Here is a 16,841-nt window from a genome sequence, read left to right as displayed (position 1 = left end):
TAGATAATAGTATTTTATAGTATATAGCAATTAGTGGTGGACATGATAAATCTCGATGATCTGAAATATGACAATGGTCTCATCCAGGCCATCGCACAGGATAGTATTACTAAAGAAGTGCTTATGTGTGCCTTCATGAACAGGGAAGCCCTTGAAAAAACAATAGAGACAGGTATCGCTCATTACTGGAGCCGCAGCAGGCAGAGTCTCTGGAAGAAGGGAGAAAGTTCAGGCCATACACAAAAAATAGTCGAGATCCGCATCGATTGCGACATGGATGCCATACTTATGCTGGTCGAGCAGGCAGGAGGAGCATGCCACACCGGTTTCAGATCATGCTTCTTCAGGACAATAGATGGAAAGGAAGTCGGAGAGAAAGTTTTCGATCCGGAAGATGTTTACTGAAATTACATGTGTAATTGATTGCTAATATAAACAGCAGTCACTCTTTTTTTATGCTACCTGAAGTAGAGTGGCAATATAATTTATAGAAGCAACAGCTTATTCGTAATTATGGAAGAGAGTTCACAGAACAGACAAATAATAGTTCCTGATACCAGTGCGGTCATAGACGGCATCCTTTCCGGAAGGATACGTGATGAGGGACTCAGGGATGTAGATATTTATGTGCCTGAAGCAGTCATGGCTGAGCTGGAAGCCCAGGCAAACCGTGGGCTTGAGATCGGATACAAAGGCCTTGAAGAGGTACAGGAACTCCAGAAATTCGCTGAAAGCGGCGATATCAGATTATTTTTCACGGGTGTCAGACCTAATTCTGACCAGGTAAAACTTGCAAAGGGTGGAGAGATAGATGCCCTTATCAGAGAGACAGCAGTTGAACTTAAAGCTAAATTTGTCACAGGTGACAGGGTCCAGTCACTTGTTGCAAAAGCAAAAGGACTTGATGTGGATTTTGTCAAGCCGCCAATTGAGGAATTCGGACCACTTCTCGTTGATGATTTTTTCACACCTAACACAATGTCAGTGCACCTGAAACACAAAGTATCCCCAATGGCAAAGAGAGGTTCCATTGGAAATGTGCAGTATGTGAAGATAAGGGATGAGCCATGCACATATCATGAACTGAAAATGATATCCAGGGAGTTGCTTGACAGGGCACGCTCCGATCAGGAATCATTCACTGAAATGTCATTCAGCGGTGCAACGGTACTGCAGATAAGGAACATGAGGATTGCTATTTCCACACCTCCATTCTCAGATGATGTGGAGATTACAATCGTAAGACCTATCGCCTCGGTTTCATTGGAAGAGTACCGCTTAAGTGATGTGCTCAAAGAAAGAATCAGAAGCCAGAGAGGAATTCTCATAGCAGGACCACCTGGTGCAGGTAAGTCCACTTTTGCAGCAGGAGTTGCAATCTACCTGAAAGACAAGGGATTTGTGGTCAAGACCATGGAATCTCCACGCGACCTGCAGGTTCCTGATGAGATCACCCAATACGCACCTCTTGACGGAAGTCTTGAGAACACCGCAGATGTGCTTCTGCTTGTGCGTCCGGATTATACAATATATGATGAGGTGCGCAAGACCAAGGACTTCGAGACCTTTGCTGACATGAGACTTGCCGGTGTGGGTATGCTGGGAGTTGTCCATGCAAACCGCGCAGTAGACGCTATCCAGAGACTTATCGGCAGGGTGGAACTTGGTGTTATTCCACAGGTTGTAGATACGGTTATTTTCATCGACAAGGGTGAGATCGCAAAGGTACAGGTGCTTGAGTTCACTGTGAAAGTTCCTGCCGGAATGATGGAACAGGACCTTGCAAGACCTGTCATTCTTGTTTCTGACCTTGAGACGGGAAAGAGCGAGTTTGAGATATACACCTACGGCGAGCAGGTCGTAGTTATGCCGTTAGGTAGCGAGAAGCAAAGAAGTCCCTCCTGGAAACTGGCTGAAGGGGAAGTCCAGGATTACATCAGCAATTACGTCAACGGTCCGGTTGAGGTGGAAATGGTCTCAGACAACCGTGCTTTTGTACGTGTAAGGGACAAGGATCTGCCAAGAGTTATCGGTAAAGGTGGAAAGACCATAGATGAAATTGAAAGGTCACTGGGAATCCATATTGATGTGCGTAAGTTCGAAGACGGAGAGGAACGCAGACCTCGTGAGAAGAAGGAACATCATCCAATAATCGAGCGCAGCAGAAAGCATGTGATCCTAAATGTACCTGAAGCTGCAACAAGAGATGTTGAAGTCTACGCAGGCGAAGGATTCCTGTTCTCAGCAACTGTTGGCAGGCATGGAGATATCAAGGTCCGGTCTGATTCGGAGGTCGCACATGATATTATGTATGCCTTGCAGGAAGGAGAAGTCATCTGGGTAAAAGAGATATGATGATGCTGTCATCACGAATCTTTTTCTTTTTTTATTGATTTTCATTCTCCATTAACTAATCCTATGAATGCAATTGTTGAGCTCAAAACCTATTTATATGCAAAAATAATTAATTTTTAATTAGAATGGATATCGATATAAAACGTGGATATGAGGTTCTTCCGGACAACAGCATCATATTCGGGATAAGGATCACCAATAATACAGACATCGTTATTTCTGACGTGCAAATCGTCCTTGATTACAATGAATCGATTTTCGAGTTGCAGGGAGACGGGGTCCTTAAACTTGGAGACATCCACCCTACCATCGCCCGAACTGCAAAATTCACACTTAAACCCGAGACATGTATTCACAACGAGAAGATCGAAGCGAGTATCATTTATCGTGACACGAATCAGGAAAAGCACATGTCTGCCATGCAGGCAAAGGAGGTTCATTGCATCTGTCCATTCCTGCACCCAAAACAGACTACAAAAAACGAGTTTCTTCAGTTATCAGGTTCATGGCATTCAGTTGATACAGGTATAAATTATGAAGGCATCAGCGCAGAGCAACTAATCTCATTCCTGATGCGGACCTGCGCAAGAAACCTCTATGTTGCAGATGGATACACAATTTCAGGAGCTAATGTGCTGCATTTCTCGGGTGAATCTGATGGGAATACTCATTACCTGCTCACAGCCCTGATAAAAGAGAATGAAGGACTTACACAGGTGATGTTCAGAGCAGCTTCTGATAAAAAGACCGGATTAGATGGTTTTCTAAACGAAATCGTATCAGAGCTAAAGCACCTTGTTAGTACGGTCAATTCTGCAAAGGATATCGGCTTCATCAAAAATGAACTGGTAACCAGTATAATCGATACTGTGGTTTCAAGAAATAAATTCGCAACCGACAATAGAGGTTCTTCGATCAATGCCCCGAACAGGGGAATGCAAAAAGACAGCTTAGACACTCTAAAAGAAGAGGAACATAATATTCAAAAGCCGGAAGATGCTGATGTTGCAAGAATGTATGAATCTTATTTGAAAGAGGTTAAAAGTAAGCCGAAAATAGAAATAACTGAAAATATAGATTCAACTACATCATATCCTCAGGAGCTTTTTACTTCGGAAAGAGAGATAAGATCACTTAGAAGCACTGCTTCTGTCAGAAGAGAGAGAGAAACTATTAGTAAGCCAGAAAAATCAAAGAAAAAATTGATGCAACAGACACTGATCATTGTTATTCTCATGATAAGTGCCCTCTACCTGATACAAAGTCCCTTAATAAGGGAGAAAATAGGGGGAGAATATGCTTCTTCATCCGCCTCTGCCGAGAATGTGATTATAATTTTCTTTAATGCAGTGAATGAAAGTGATTTCACCACTGCTTTCAAACTATGCGAGGGACAGGACTTCCTTGTACCTACAAGTATCCAGATGTTGGTTAACAACAATGGAATAGAAGCGTGTGGCATCAAAGAGTTCAACATCGTATCAGCAGATGTTGAAAATGACATTGCGGTAATTGAAAGCAATTGTACTGCAGTCACCTTTAATATCATGGGTAATGAGAATGAACCCAAGGTCATTCCGGTATATTTCCAGTTGCAAAAAAGCGAAGCAGACTGGATGATCACAGGAATAGCATTCGACCAGCCGTATGAGATCGGAACAGCTCAGGATGCGGAAATTAACTAGAATTAAGGTGAAGCATTAACTCATACGGCTCTAATTCTTCCCCAACAACACAACCTTATTAGGAAAAATCTTCGGCCTGTCCACAACAACAAACCCAGCATTTGCAGCTATTTCGAGTGAGAATAAGCTTGAGGATACACTGGAGTTTCTGGTCGAGCAGTATCAGAAGGGGATGGAGTGACGGGAAGAGTGACTACAAACTTGTGTAGGCTTTGTGGTCACCCAACTATAAGCCGTGCAGTTTCTCTTAATAAGTGAGCAGGCATTGGGTACTTTAGTTTCCATACGAAGTTGATAGGTTTTTCATCTTCGTGACTTAAGTATTCCACCGGTCCCAAGAAATAGTAAGGTTGAGCTAAAGAATTGATGCTTTTGTTTACTCTCACAAAAAGAAGTATTGTTTGACCCCTATTTTTGTGGTTGATATATCTTTGTCCAGTTTTTGAAGCAACCCTAGTTGATGCCTGACTTTGCCAATGAAATAGATTTTCATTAATTGCATAGTCATTGTACATCGTAGTTGGAGAATAGTCCTTTTCATTCTTGTTCAATGTAATGAAAAACACATCTGTCTTTTTATCCTTGATGGGTAGCACACCAGCTTGCACTGTATGATTATTTTGCAAATCAAAATATCCAAGTCCAGCAAGCGCTTCTGCTTGCGTGTATTTAGAATGCAAACTTAGAGATGAAACATATGGCAAGCTTATTTCAGGAGAAATCGTTCTAATGATGTTCTTCTTGTATTCTAGAAGCATAATTATTTCATCATAGATTACAGGATTATCTAGCAACTTAGAAAATGCATCTTTTAATGAAGCAAACTTTTCCTTATTCCAGATAGTTAGAATGAACATTGTCAAATAGTATCTTTCTTTTTCAGATAGAGTATCTTCATCGATATTTCTGCCAGCTAGGTGCCTGAGAACGCAATCAATATAACTTCTATCATCTATATGTTGAATCCTTCTAAGACCACTTGTTAATTTATCCTCATCAGGTTCATTGAAATTATCAATGATTTCAGCTTCTACACGTGCTCTAGACCAACACATCTTTTTGTAGATATCATCAAGGTCTAAATTGTAGTAATTTATGAAATTGTCAAAAGATAATTCAATTCCCGTGTCAGCAACAAAGCTAGAAATTCTATTTACAATTGTTTGTCGTCTTAGATTGAGAGACTGACTAATGTTATCTAATATGTATTCCTTAGATTTCCTTTCTAATTCTATACTACAACCAGCAGGCAAATGTGGGAATCCTTGCTCTATTTCTAAAGCAATATCTTGACCTATATTTTCAATCAATGCTTTGAACTTCAAGTCAAATCTATAGTTTGTGTTTGCTTGTCCTACAAAATCCAATACCGTTAAGCAGTCTTTATCATCGCTTAATCTAAGTCCACGTCCTAATTGTTGCAAAAATATTGTTAAACTTTCAGTTGGACGTAAAAACAGGACTGTGTCTATTTCTGGAATGTCAACTCCTTCATTGTACAAATCCACAACAAAAATGAAGTTAATCTCTTTATTTAGCAATCTTTTCTGAACAGATCTTCTTACATCTTTGCTAGAATCTGAAGTTAAATACTCGCTTGGAATTCCATATTTATTGAATATTCCAGACATATATTCTGTATGTGCTTTTGAAACACAGAAACCTAGACCTTTAACATTTCTGATATCCAAAACAGTCTGTACTGTTTTTTCACAAATCATTTCTGCTCGATGGTTATTTGCAATGTAAAGTTCGCTGAGTTCACTTTGAACATAACCACCACGTTGCCATTTCAACTTGGAATAATCAACACTATCAGTAATACCAAAATATTGGAAGGGACATAGCAACTTTCTGTCTATTGCATCTGGCAAACGAATTTCTGCAGTTATGTGATTATCAAAGAACTTTTTAACATCCAAATTGTCAGCACGTTCTGGAGTTGCAGTTAAACCTAACAGACAGCTTGGGTTTACATGATCTAAAAGTGATTTATAACTAGGTGCTGCTGCGTGATGGAACTCATCTACTATAATATAATCGAAATATTCAGAATCTAAAAGATCATGAATTTCTTTTGAGTTGTATGTTTGAATTGATGCAAATATTTGTTCCGTACTTGATGGAATGTTTCCACCAACCATCATATCTCCAAAATTGTGATCTCTTAGAACCATTCTAAATGTGTACATCGATTGTTTTAAAATCTCTTCTCTGTGTGCTATGAACAATAAACGTGGTTCTCTTTTATGGGATTCAAAAAATTCCGGCCTGAATTTCTTAAAATCAAAAGCTGCAATCATCGTTTTGCCGGTGCCTGTCGCAGCTACAATTAAGTGTTTGTTTCTATTCAGTTGGCGTTCTGCCCATATTGATTCGAGAATTTCTTTTTGGAATGGATATGGAGTTAAATCAAAATTTGGCATCATAAATTCAGTATTTTTATCGTATTTTTCTGCTTGTAATGCCTTTATCAATCTAGACTTGTCATCTTTCTTATAAGTCTCAAATTCCCTATCATTCCAATAAGTATCAAAAGTAGCTTTTATTTTAGCCCATTGAAACGACTGCTCATACTGACTAATTTTTATGTTCCATTCTAATCCATCAGTCAATGCTGCATTAGAGATATTAGAAGAACCAATATATGCAGAAGAAAAACCAGTTTGCCTTTCAAAGAGATAGGCTTTTGCGTGCAATCTTGTTCTTCTAGTATCATAACTCACCTTCAAAGTGGTATTTGGTAAACTTTCTAGAAATTCAATTGCCTTTGAATCTGTTGCACCCATGTAGCTGGTTGTTATAACTCTTAATTCAGTTCCTTTTCTTGAAGTGAACTCTTTTAGTTCTTCTTGGAGTATCCTTATGCCACTCCATTTTATGAATGAACAAAGAATATCCACCCTATCAGATGATAAAATCTCTTTTTTAAGTTGAGAAACTAGCGAAGGGTCCTGTCTTGTACCTGTGAGCAGTGCACCTAAAGAAAGTGGGGTATCTGGACGTGAAAAATCAACACTTAGATTCTCATCTAATACTGCCATGAGTTTTTCAGCAGTTTCAGAGATATCTAAACCTTGGGTTTCGATACCATAGCGATTTAAAATATCTACAATTTCATTGCAGAGTTCTATCTGTTTATCGATCTTTGTTTTTCCATTCTTATCACCTTTAATCTCTGATAACCCATGAGAAAGAACTCGATACAGATATTGTGCTAAATAATCGTTGCTATCAGCATCATTTAGTCGGGATAAATGCTTATGCTTCTCATCAATGTCGAACAAGTTTTCTGAAAGAAATTCATTTACAATATGTTCATACAGTCCTGATTTCATAGCATCCACATTCACAATCAATATTTGTTAAGAGAATGATATTAAGAATATATTAATAAAATGCTTTTGAAAGAGTATTTTATAAAAACATCCCAAATACTAATATACACTCCCAAACAATTTACACCTCAGGAGAATCTTATCATGAAAGTATCCATTATTGGTTCAGGCTATGTAGGGTCCGTTTCAGCGGCTTGTTTTGCGGAACTCGGGCATGAAGTTATCTGCATTGACATTGATGAAGAAAAGGTAAAACAGATCAATGCGGGAACAGCACCTATCTGGGAAGAGGGACTGGATGAACTGCTGGCAAAGTACAGCCAGAAGACACTCATTGCCACATCGGATTATGATTATGCAGTTGAGAACACCGATGCTTCATTCATATGTGTGGGAACACCATCTGGAGAGGATGGGAGCATTGACCTCTCAATAGTCAAAGCTGCAAGTGCCAGCCTTGGGAAAGCCATTGCAAAGAAAGATCACTATCATGTGGTAGTTGTAAAGAGCACAGTAGTGCCTGAAACAACCGAGAAGGTCGTACTTCCGATAGTAGAAGAATACTCCGGCAAAAAGGCAGGAAAGGACTTTGGTATTGCAATGAACCCCGAGTTCCTCAGGGAAGGCAAGGCTGTCTACGATTTCATGCACCCTGACAAGATAGTGGTTGGTGCAATAGATGAGAGGTCTTCTTTTATCGTATCAGAACTCTATCGCAGGCTGGACTGCGAGATCACCCGCACCAATCCAAGGACAGCAGAGATGATCAAATACGTCAACAATTCCTTCCTGGCAACCAAGATATCCTTTGCCAACGAGGTAGGGAACATCTGCAAGCAGCTTGGCATCAACACATACGAGGTCATGGATGCCGTGGGAACAGACTTCAGGATAGAGCGTCAGTTCCTCAACTGCGGTGCTGGATTTGGTGGCTCATGCTTCCCAAAGGACGTGAAAGCTCTTATCGGCAAAGCAAACCAGATAGGATACGTACCGGAACTTCTCCAGTCCATTGTTGATGTAAATAACAGGCAGCCCCTGAAGATGATCGAGCTCCTTCAGGAAAAGATCGGTGACCTCAGGAACAAGAGGATAGCCGTACTTGGTCTGGCTTTCAAGAACGACACCGATGATATAAGGGAATCGAGATCCATTCCTGTTATCGAGAAACTGCTGCAACTTGAAGCTGACATCGCCGCATACGACCCGATGGCTGAAGAAGGCATGAAGAAACTGTTCCCTGATGTTGCATACTGCAAGAGTGCATCCGAAGCGCTCACAGAAGCTGACGGCTGCCTCATCATGACAGAATGGAACGAGTTCAGGAACCTGGATCAGGAGTTTGCTGCCATGGCAAACAGAGTTGTCATTGACGGCAGAAATCTTATCAATCCGAAAAAGCTCAGCACCGAGATCGATTACGAAGGCATCTGCTGGTAAACAGATTTTATCTACTTTTTTTCAAAAGGTTATCAGGGACATTCCCTGTACCTTTAATGTTCAGGAATAATCTTCAATTGTTCTGAGCCAAAATCCCACATCGTTACATTCATGTACCAAAACCATTCTTTAATTCTCACATGAAGAAGATCGTTATCATCGATTACGGACTTGGCAACCTCAGAAGTGTTCGCAAGGGGCTGGAACACGCAGGTGCGGACGTAATCATTTCAAGTGACCCTGAAGAGATAAAAAGTGCAGATGGCGTTATCCTTCCGGGTGTCGGTGCTTTCAGGGATGCAATGAAGAACGTGGAAGTTCTCAGAAGCACCATCGAGGAATATGTAGCATCAGGAAAACCAATGCTTGGGATCTGCCTTGGCCAGCAGATGATGCTGAGCACATCAGAGGAAGGAGGATTAACAGAAGGACTTGACCTTGTAAAAGGGCAGGTACTCAGATTCCCACACTCCGAGCTTAAAGTTCCCCACATGGGATGGAACTCGATCAAAATTACACAGAAACACCCTATTTTTGATGGAATACCTGACGGTTCCTTCGTCTATTTCGTCCACTCATACTACGTGGACACTACAGATAAGAACACGCTTGTTTCATGTGAATACGGAACCGAATTTGCAGCCGCCATTGTCAATGATGCAGGTAATGTAATAGGGACTCAGTTCCACCCTGAGAAAAGCGGTGATACAGGCCTTAAAATACTGAAGAACTTCGTTGCTATGTGCTAAAGAGATGAAAATATGGATATTGAAGGCTACGCAAAACGAGGGCTCAATAATAACGAGTCTGACCTTGAAGATAAACTGACTGCCAGAATTCTGGAAGTTAAGAAAACAAATCCTGAACATGCACGCAAACTTGCACAGGCAACCATCACCGAAGCAAAAGCAACTCTTGTACTGAAAGGTGATGTACTCGAACCCACCGTATCCGGCGTGACAATGGGAGAATTCGGTGTAGGCTCAAGAGGTCTTGGGGATTTCTACACCCACGAGAAGATTGCAGAGGTCATCGGGAAGACAAAAGCAGTCGTGGACACCACACACCTTGATGATTCAGGAGTAGTAAAATCAGAAGGTGGCGAATACATCATCCTCACAGTTGACGGTATGCACTCCAGACTTAGCGATTATTCATTCCTTGCAGGTTTCCACGTTGCAAGGGCAGCTCTTCGTGATATTTACGTTATGGGAGCAAGACCCATGGCAATGCTTTCAGATATCCATGTTGCTGATGACGGAGATGTCGGTAAGGTCTTTGACCACATTGCAGGAATCACAGCAGTTTCCGATCTTTCAGGTATCCCGCTCATTACCGGAAGCACTCTCAGGATAGGTGGTGACATGGTAATAGGCGAGCGTATGACCGGAGGAGTCGGTGCTGTTGGTGTATCAACCGACCTCACATCACGTGAACAGACACAGGTAGGAGATGTCATCCTCATGACTGAAGGAGCAGGTGGTGGAACAATATCCACAACTGCACTCTATTATGAGATGCATGACATCGTTGATGAGACTATCAACATCAAATTCCTGGAAGCATGCGAGAAACTTCTGGATTCAGGTCTTGTTAAGCACATCCATGCAATGACCGATGTCACAAACGGTGGCATTCGCGGAGACGCAAAGGAGATATCCAGAACAGCAGGTGTCAAGCTCATTTTTGAAGAAAAGGATATGAGAAAACTTGTCAACCCAAGAGTTCTTGAGATGCTTGAATCACTGGAAATTGATTACCTTGGAGTTTCCCTTGATGCTCTGCTTATCATCGCACCGGAAGAATACGCAGAAGACATCATGAAGACCATCAGAAGTGCAGACGTGGATATTTCAATAATAGGAAAAGTGGTGGAAGGAACCGGTTCTGAAGTCATTATTGACGGGGAAGCAAGGGATTTCACACCACGTTTCAGGGAATCCGCATACACACCTATCAAGAAGATGATAGGCGACGAAAATCCTCGTGATTTTGAAGAAATGAAAAAAGCCATTGACAAAGCAGCTCTCAATGCTATTGAGAAGAAACGCCGTGTTGTGGAAATGGTAAAGAGAAAGTAGAAAGGTTTTCCTTTCTACCTAAAACTTGAAACTCCACATTCTATTATCGATCGTGCTCATCATCAATCTGATCTTCAGGCTTTGATTTATCTTTCATTTTCTCAACCACAAGCACAACACCGTCTTTTTCAAGTATTGTTACCTTGTCGTCTTTTTCAATAATATCAGATGACCGTGCTTTCCAGTGTTGTCCCCTGTGAAGAACATACCCGGTCTGACCGTTTCCAATTGGTTCAAGTGCTAGAGCCATGTCACCGATAAGTTCACCAAACAGCGGTTTCTTCCTCCGTACCTCAAATACCTTGTAAATGATGAACACAAAGAAAAGTCCGATTACTATTGTCGGCGTTGCTACGGATACTATCAGCGAACGCTGGAATTCTGCCGGAGTATAGTTATTTGGAAAATCAGTCGGAACCAGCAAAATGCTGCCTGCTATTATACATACAAGACCCGCAATTCCGAAAACACCGAATCCTGGAGCCTGGAATTCAAGTACCAACAGGATAACACCGGCGACAACAAGGAACAGTGCACCTACATTCACATCAAATCCGGTTCCGATAAGTCCCAGAGCAATAGCAACCAAACCGAATAATTCAGCACCAAAACCGGGGTGTGAAATTCCAAGTATAATCGCATAAACACCAAGAAGCAGAAGCATCGAGGAAACAAGTGGATTGGAGATTATTCCCATGAAAGCCAGTCTCAGAGATGGTTCATAATAAGTGATAGACGCACCATCCGTGTCAAGGACCTTGCCTTTTACTTCTATTCCACTAACCTGTGATAGGAGATCCGGAATATCCGATGCAACATATTCAGTGACCCCGTAATCAAGAGCTGTTTCAGCATCAAGGTTCAGGTTCTTTGTTATGAACTCCTCTGCCGCCGTCTCGTTACGACCATGCATTTTTGCATTCTCTGTAGCCCTCTTGACAATGGCATTGATGATCTTATCTTCTTCTATAGGTTCACTACCGGTTGCAGTAACTGTAACCGGCTGCGCAGAACCTATAATAGTATAAGGTGCCATTGCAGCAACGTCAGTGCTGATGAGTATCAAAGTACCGGCAGACCATGCTTTAGTCCCTTCGGGATAGACATATCCTATTACCGGTACATCAGTTGCAGCAATCTGCTCGATTATGTTCAGGGTTTCATCGAGGTTACCACCTGGCGTATTGAGAGTAATAACAAGAGCTTCATAGTCACCATTTTCTGCAAACGCAATAGCATCCGCTACAATATCATCCGTTACAGGAGTAATCGAATCCGAGATATCAACAACCAGAACCTTCTGCTGTCCTGCAGCACATGCATTACCTGAGAACAGGGATAAGAGCAATGTTAAAAAAAGAAAAGTGCTCAGGTATGACCGGCACTTATGTAGCATGATTCCTCCATCACTCTTTCTTGGCAAATGCCTTTGAAAGAGCGGCAATCTCTCCGAGATCTGTTGTATTGGAAACCACGATCATGTTCTTTTCCCTTGAGATCTCTGCAAGTGTCTGCAACTCCCTGAGCTTCAGACTTGCCGGGACTTCCTGATACAACATTGCAGCCTGCTTCATCTTTTCGGCAGCCATATATTCACCCTCTGAAAGGATGATACGTGAACGCTTCTCACGCTCTGCCTCTGCCTGCTTTGCAATTGCACGGAGCATTGTTTCATCGATACTTACATCCCTCAGGGTTACACCGGTAACCTTGATACCCCACGGATCAGTGGAAATGTCAAGCTGTTCCTGAATGTTCCTGTTGACGTCTTCCCTGTTGGAAAGGACATCATCAAGTTCAAGCTGACCGATAACGTCTCTCAGAGTTGTCTGTGAGAGCATTGCGGTTGCATACCTGAAGTTCTCGACCTCGTTGACAGCCTTTGTAGGATCAATGACCTGATAATACACAACAGCATCAACTGCCACTGTTACATTATCCCTGGTGATCACAGCCTGTTTTGGTACATCAATTGCTATTACACGCAGGTCTATCTTTACAACCGTATCAATTATCGGGATAATAAGAAACAGACCAGGGCCTTTAACTCCACTTAACCTTCCCAGACGGAAGATAACTACACGTTCATATTCATTAACGATCTTGATAGCCTTGGACAATATGATAACTGCCACTATAGCTAACGGAAAAATAATGTCGATTAAAGCCATATTTTGCCACTCTCCTGAAGAAGAAACAGAGAACTTATTAAATAGATATAAATAGCTTACTTCTTAAAAATATGCCGGTGGAGAAATAATAAAAGCTCACCTTTTCAGGAGATAAAATCAATAAAAAAGATATAGAAGGCTGGGTCTGAATACTTGTTTGAGGGGATGTACACGAAAGCATGAAAGCATTGTTATTATTGAAATAACATTTCAGACCCAACAAATAATAGAACTCGTTTATTGTTTATTAATGTGATTGATTTTGACGTTAATAATTTCAAACAATGCCTTAAAAAACGCCATGCTGCGACGATTATATAAATAGACATTATAAATATTTCGCTTTTTTGATCACCCTGGACAACAAGCAAACACATAAATCCAATATATACTATCTAAGACTAGATACAATGAGCGAGAAATGTGTAGAATGCAACGGGAAAGGCTATAGTGTTACAGGCACTGCCAAATGCCCCGAGTGCAAAGGTACGGGAAAATCAAAGTCTGTAGACTTTATGAAGCTTTCTGAGAAGGATATGGCGAATTTCTTGAAAAATGGTTCATCCTGTAGCAACTGTGGCGGAACTGGAGAAATTGAAGAGAGGGACAAATGCGTGGCATGCTCCGGTAAAGGTATATTTTACAAGTGCAAGGTCTGTGGAACAGAAATGGACCGTCTTTATGATGGAGATGAGGTATGTCAGTCATGCGCAAAGAAGCAGATCGTCTACAAACTTGACAACTCATGCACCCTTGATGAGCTTGAAGTCGGAAAAATGTACCATGCGACAGTGAGGAACATTGCCGATTTCGGTGTTTTCGTTGACCTTAATTCCAATCTTAGAGGCCTTATTCATTCCAGTAACATGAATGGAAGCCTGGAAGTTGGTGAGGCTGTTATTGTCAGCTTAAAGGAAATAAAACCAAGAGGGAAAATGGATCTGGTTCCACGCAAGCTGAAAGAATACCAGACCATAGAACTTGAAAAGAAGCTCCCGGTTATACTTGCCAGCGAAATGCCACAGATGGTAGGTAAGAAGGTTAAGGTGCAGGGAGAGGTCATCCAGGTCAAACAGACAGCAGGACCTACTATATTCACAATTGCAGATGAAACAGGACAGGTTTCCGGTGCTGCCTTTGAGAGCGCGGGAGAGAGAGCTTATCCTGAAATAGAAGCTGATATGATCGTTGCAGCCACCGGGGAGATAACAGCCCGTGGTGACAGTTTCCAGCTTGAGATCCAGAGCCTTAAAAAGCTGAGCGGACCGCAGGAATCTGAGATTCTCCAGCGTATCGAAGCTGCTATTGACAAAAGAGCAGAGCCTTATGAGATTGAATTCATGGTAGAGAGTGAGGTTCTTGAAAATCTCAGACCGATCATGAAAAAGGCTGCAAAAGAAATAAGGAAGGCAATCATAAAATCCACACCTATCCTGTTGCGCCACCATGCAGATGCTGACGGAATGACTGCTGCAATGTCAATTGAAAAGGCCATCATTCCCCTCATAAAAGAAGTGAATGGAGCAGACGGGGAATATTACTTCTATAAACGTGCGCCTTCAAAGGCACCATTCTACGAGATGACTGATGTTGTCCGTGACATTGGTTTTGCACTTGAAGATGTGGCAAGACATGGACAGAAGATGCCACTTATTATAAGTGTTGACAACGGATCCTCCAACGAGAACGTGGCTGCAATGAAGCAGGCAAAAGTATACGGCATCCAGATGATAGTCATGGATCACCACCATCCTGACGATGTTGTCGATGAATACCTACTTACGCATGTTAACCCGGCACATGTTGGAGGAGACTTCGGTATGACAGCAGGTATGCTCTGTACCGAAGTAGCACGCATGATAAATGTCAACGTTGAAAACGAGATAAAACACCTTCCTGCAGTAGCTGCTCTTGGTGACCGCTCTGAAGCTGAAGAGGCAAGAAGATACATCGAACTGGTATCTGACAAGTATACCGAACAGAACCTGAGAGACATGGCGCTTGCCCTTGATTTTGCAGCATACTGGCTTAAGTTCAACACCGGAAAAGGTATCGTGGACGATATTCTGGACTTCGGTGACCACACTATACACAAGAATCTTGTCACCGTGCTTTGCGAACAGGCAAACGAGATGATAGCCGAACAGATGGATGTCTGTATGGCCCATGTGAAATCCCAGGACCTTCCAAATGGTGCGATCCTCAATGTACTGGACGTGGAGAACCATGCCCACACATTCACATTCCCACCACCAGGAAAAACATCAGGTGAAGTTCACGACAAATTGTGTAAGAAATATGAAGGCAAACCAATCGTAACCATAGGATACGGACCGGATTTTGCAGTAATCCGCTCAAAGGGAGTCCTTATGAATATACCACAGATGGTAAGGGAACTCTATGAGGAAGTGCAAGGTGGCGGTGTCAACGGCGGAGGACACCTGGTAGTCGGAAGTATCAAATTCGTGCAGGGCATGCGCACGGAAGTGCTTTCCAAACTTGTAGAGAAAATAGGTTCCGTAGGAGTTGAATAACTCCTACTGAAAAACAAAAAATAATTTCTTTTTTGATCAGTCTACACGTGTGATGCGTACAAGAGAGTGCACAGGTACTTCGGAGAGGGTCTCTGAGCCGCTCTTGTCCACAAGTACGGCAATTGCCAGAGGTTTGGCACCAGAACTACGCAGATGTGTTACAACATCAGCCATTGTGTTACCGGTTGTAATTACATCGTCCACTATGATGCATTTCTTTCCTTTGATACCGGCAAAGTTCCTGCTGAAGGCACCATTAAGCTTGGAATCATCGCCCTGCTCATTGTAAGCATGGTAAACTGAAAGTTCTGTGTTGAGCTCTTCTGCAATAAGGCTTGCAAGAGGTACTCCACTAAGGCCAATTCCTACCACCAGATCAATTTCATTACCTGTTGCCTCTACTGTATCAAGGACCATGTCACACATGGCAATTCCTACATGACGCATCCTGAATGCGCTCTTTCCTATGCTGCTCCAGTTGACAGAAATGTCTTTTGGCGCAGGTGAAACTTCTTCCTTCTTTGCGCGGGTCAGGAGCCATGTGACGGTTTCCCGGGAAACGTTAAGCTCATCTGCTATTTGCCTTGTAACAAGACCATTTGCCTGTAACTCAAGGGCTTTTTGGATTAGTTTATCAATATTCTTCATATGTATCCCGTATCTTCATCTTTAACTTATATGTAATATATCAACAGAGATGTTATATTTTTCTTTTGCGCCTTTTCTTCAAGGGAGAACCACAAACAGGACATACATCACCACTATCAAATTTTCTCCGGCATCCTGTACACTGCTTTTGCCACACCAGAACATCCTTTATCTTTTTCTGGGCCACAGGCTTTACTTCAAGCCCCAGAACCTTTGCGACATTCTGGACTGCATAGTCATCGGTCAGGAGCACTGAATTCCCTTTATATTCAAGAGCCTTGGCCAGAATATCAATATCTGTTGACGACAATTCCTCACAGTCTTTTGTCTTGTTGGCAGTCTGTAAGACTTTCTCGCGGAGATCATCCTCCGGCATTTCAACCCTGGCACCACTTTCCCTGGCAAGATCAAAACGCATTGCTGCTTCGTTACTTTTCAATTCGTTTACAACCGAAGGTATGGTTATGATACGATGAGGCTCTATTCCGCTGCCCATGATGAAGACCGCAGAATCTGCGATGTAGTAATCCATATAATGCCAGATACTTTCTGAATATAGATTAATTCTTTGTCAGTAAAAGTGCAAGGG

12 protein-coding genes are annotated in these 16,841 nt (G+C 42.0%); 7 read left to right on the top strand and 5 right to left on the bottom strand.

What is annotated here, in order from left to right:
* Window positions 1–42: 42 nt before the first annotated feature.
* The 3 genes from hisI (at window position 43) to RE474_RS07245 (ending at window position 4,040) form a co-directional block, all read left to right on the top strand.
* A complete protein-coding gene (gene hisI, locus RE474_RS07255) occupies window positions 43–405 on the top strand; it encodes a phosphoribosyl-AMP cyclohydrolase (protein WP_309309720.1) in 363 nt (120 codons plus the stop codon).
* A 108-nt stretch (window positions 406–513) separates the two neighbouring features.
* Window positions 514–2,355 carry a PINc/VapC family ATPase gene (locus RE474_RS07250; protein ID WP_309309719.1) on the top strand — a complete coding sequence of 614 codons (1,842 nt, stop codon included), beginning with the start codon at window positions 514–516 and terminating at the stop codon, window positions 2,353–2,355.
* 125 nt (window positions 2,356–2,480) lie between these two features.
* A complete protein-coding gene (locus RE474_RS07245; protein ID WP_309309718.1) occupies window positions 2,481–4,040 on the top strand; it encodes a hypothetical protein in 1,560 nt (519 codons plus the stop codon).
* Between the two features lie 218 nt (window positions 4,041–4,258).
* Here the strand turns inward: RE474_RS07245 and RE474_RS07240 are convergent, their stop codons facing one another.
* Window positions 4,259–7,378: a DEAD/DEAH box helicase gene (locus RE474_RS07240; protein WP_309309717.1), complete on the bottom strand. Its 3,120-nt coding sequence runs from the start codon at window positions 7,376–7,378 to the stop codon at window positions 4,259–4,261.
* A 144-nt stretch (window positions 7,379–7,522) separates the two neighbouring features.
* On the opposite strand from RE474_RS07240, the gene RE474_RS07235 reads away from it, so the two are divergent.
* The 3 genes from RE474_RS07235 (at window position 7,523) to RE474_RS07225 (ending at window position 10,899) form a co-directional block, all read left to right on the top strand.
* On the top strand, window positions 7,523–8,818 hold the full coding sequence (locus tag RE474_RS07235) for a UDP-glucose dehydrogenase family protein (RefSeq protein ID WP_309309716.1): 1,296 nt from the start codon (window positions 7,523–7,525) through the stop codon (window positions 8,816–8,818).
* Between the two features lie 140 nt (window positions 8,819–8,958).
* A complete protein-coding gene (gene hisH, locus RE474_RS07230; RefSeq protein WP_309309715.1) occupies window positions 8,959–9,567 on the top strand; it encodes an imidazole glycerol phosphate synthase subunit HisH in 609 nt (202 codons plus the stop codon).
* 12 nt (window positions 9,568–9,579) lie between these two features.
* A complete protein-coding gene (locus tag RE474_RS07225; protein ID WP_309309714.1) occupies window positions 9,580–10,899 on the top strand; it encodes an AIR synthase-related protein in 1,320 nt (439 codons plus the stop codon).
* Between the two features lie 43 nt (window positions 10,900–10,942).
* Here the strand turns inward: RE474_RS07225 and RE474_RS07220 are convergent, their stop codons facing one another.
* Window positions 10,943–12,295 (bottom strand): NfeD family protein, encoded by a 1,353-nt coding sequence (locus RE474_RS07220; protein WP_309309713.1) that lies wholly within the window; start codon window positions 12,293–12,295, stop codon window positions 10,943–10,945.
* Between the two features lie 10 nt (window positions 12,296–12,305).
* Window positions 12,306–13,070 (bottom strand): slipin family protein, encoded by a 765-nt coding sequence (locus tag RE474_RS07215; RefSeq protein WP_309309712.1) that lies wholly within the window; start codon window positions 13,068–13,070, stop codon window positions 12,306–12,308.
* 410 nt (window positions 13,071–13,480) lie between these two features.
* On the opposite strand from RE474_RS07215, the gene RE474_RS07210 reads away from it, so the two are divergent.
* Window positions 13,481–15,604 carry a DHH family phosphoesterase gene (locus RE474_RS07210; RefSeq protein WP_309309711.1) on the top strand — a complete coding sequence of 708 codons (2,124 nt, stop codon included), beginning with the start codon at window positions 13,481–13,483 and terminating at the stop codon, window positions 15,602–15,604.
* Between the two features lie 36 nt (window positions 15,605–15,640).
* Here RE474_RS07210 and RE474_RS07205 read toward each other — a convergent pair whose 3' ends face one another.
* Window positions 15,641–16,252, bottom strand: coding sequence for an orotate phosphoribosyltransferase-like protein (locus RE474_RS07205; RefSeq protein ID WP_309309710.1), 612 nt, complete (start codon window positions 16,250–16,252; stop codon window positions 15,641–15,643).
* Between the two features lie 52 nt (window positions 16,253–16,304).
* Window positions 16,305–16,784: an NOB1 family endonuclease gene (locus RE474_RS07200; RefSeq protein ID WP_309309709.1), complete on the bottom strand. Its 480-nt coding sequence runs from the start codon at window positions 16,782–16,784 to the stop codon at window positions 16,305–16,307.
* Window positions 16,785–16,841: the final 57 nt, after the last annotated feature.

Source organism: Methanolobus sediminis (genome assembly GCF_031312595.1).
In the GTDB taxonomy this organism is placed as follows: domain Archaea; phylum Halobacteriota; class Methanosarcinia; order Methanosarcinales; family Methanosarcinaceae; genus Methanolobus; species Methanolobus sediminis.
This window is presented reverse-complemented; position numbering and strand designations above follow the sequence as displayed.

What these genes read in the sequence shown, in the direction of transcription:
- hisI (WP_309309720.1), top strand. Translation starts at nt 43, where the DNA reads ATGATAAATCTCGATGATCTGAAATATGACAATGGTCTCATCCAGGCC.
- RE474_RS07250 (WP_309309719.1), top strand. Translation starts at nt 514, where the DNA reads ATGGAAGAGAGTTCACAGAACAGACAAATAATAGTTCCTGATACCAGT.
- RE474_RS07245 (WP_309309718.1), top strand. Translation starts at nt 2,481, where the DNA reads ATGGATATCGATATAAAACGTGGATATGAGGTTCTTCCGGACAACAGC.
- RE474_RS07240 (WP_309309717.1), bottom strand. Translation starts at nt 7,378, where the DNA reads ATGAAATCAGGACTGTATGAACATATTGTAAATGAATTTCTTTCAGAA.
- RE474_RS07235 (WP_309309716.1), top strand. Translation starts at nt 7,523, where the DNA reads ATGAAAGTATCCATTATTGGTTCAGGCTATGTAGGGTCCGTTTCAGCG.
- hisH (WP_309309715.1), top strand. Translation starts at nt 8,959, where the DNA reads ATGAAGAAGATCGTTATCATCGATTACGGACTTGGCAACCTCAGAAGT.
- RE474_RS07225 (WP_309309714.1), top strand. Translation starts at nt 9,580, where the DNA reads ATGGATATTGAAGGCTACGCAAAACGAGGGCTCAATAATAACGAGTCT.
- RE474_RS07220 (WP_309309713.1), bottom strand. Translation starts at nt 12,295, where the DNA reads ATGCTACATAAGTGCCGGTCATACCTGAGCACTTTTCTTTTTTTAACA.
- RE474_RS07215 (WP_309309712.1), bottom strand. Translation starts at nt 13,070, where the DNA reads ATGGCTTTAATCGACATTATTTTTCCGTTAGCTATAGTGGCAGTTATC.
- RE474_RS07210 (WP_309309711.1), top strand. Translation starts at nt 13,481, where the DNA reads ATGAGCGAGAAATGTGTAGAATGCAACGGGAAAGGCTATAGTGTTACA.
- RE474_RS07205 (WP_309309710.1), bottom strand. Translation starts at nt 16,252, where the DNA reads ATGAAGAATATTGATAAACTAATCCAAAAAGCCCTTGAGTTACAGGCA.
- RE474_RS07200 (WP_309309709.1), bottom strand. Translation starts at nt 16,784, where the DNA reads ATGGATTACTACATCGCAGATTCTGCGGTCTTCATCATGGGCAGCGGA.